Raw genomic sequence first — 768 nt, forward strand, 5'->3', positions numbered from 1 at the left:
ATCTGAACGCCAGTTGATGTGGCAATCTCGTATTCAAGCATTTCACACAAGCGGCGAAGCAAGCGTTGCTGCTTGGTGCGCAAAAGAAAATGTACCGGTGCAAAGTATGTATCAGTGGTTGCGTAAATCACGCACACAACCAAAAATTCAACCTGCTCAATGGTTAGTCGTACAAGAAACGGCCTTACCTGAAGTAATTCCCATCGCAATTAAACTTAATGGCATCACGATTGATTGTTCGCCTGGTTTTGATGAAGATACTTTAATGAAAATCCTTCAGGTTGTGCAACATCATGTTCACTAATTTACGAATGGATCAAGTGTTCATTGCTTGTGGTCCCACTGATTTACGGAAATCAGTAGATGGACTCGCTGCGATTGTGCAAGAAAGCTTTCAGCTTGATCCCTTTTCGTCACATCTCTTTGTATTCTGTAATCGGAAAAAGGATAAATTAAAAATTCTTCACTGGGATCATAATGGATTTTGGCTCTTTTATCGTCGTTTAGAAGAAGGCTTGTTTGACTGGCCTGATGAAGCGACTACCCCCTTAAAAATTTCAGGACGCCAATGTAAATGGTTACTCGAAGGGTTACCGATGAATCAAAAATCCTCACATATGAAGGTTTCTGCTAAAGTTGTCATTTAAAAAAGGAATTCGGCTATTCAAGTCGAATTTCTTTCACTATGGTAAAAATCGAACAAACACCCACACGTACAATTGAAGAACTCGCAAAAAAGAATGCGGCGTTGGAAAAACAAAATGAAGC

Annotated in this window: 2 protein-coding genes; both read left to right on the forward strand. The window is 40.0% G+C overall.

Features of this window, described 5'->3' with window-relative positions; genetic code table 11:
* Positions 1 to 304, forward strand: a 304-nt coding sequence (gene tnpA, locus DDE80_RS15235; RefSeq protein ID WP_108308651.1) for an IS66 family insertion sequence element accessory protein TnpA, incomplete at its 5' end; no start/stop codon positions are given.
* On the forward strand, positions 294 to 647 hold the full coding sequence (gene tnpB / locus DDE80_RS14515; RefSeq protein ID WP_108308653.1) for an IS66 family insertion sequence element accessory protein TnpB: 354 nt from the start codon (positions 294 to 296) through the stop codon (positions 645 to 647). The genes tnpA and tnpB, both read left to right, overlap by 11 nt.
* Positions 648 to 768: the final 121 nt, after the last annotated feature.

Source organism: Metalysinibacillus jejuensis, from assembly GCF_003057615.1.
GTDB lineage: Bacteria > Bacillota > Bacilli > Bacillales_A > Planococcaceae > Metalysinibacillus > Metalysinibacillus jejuensis.

What these genes read in the sequence shown, in the direction of transcription:
- tnpB (WP_108308653.1), top strand. Translation starts at nt 294, where the DNA reads ATGTTCACTAATTTACGAATGGATCAAGTGTTCATTGCTTGTGGTCCC.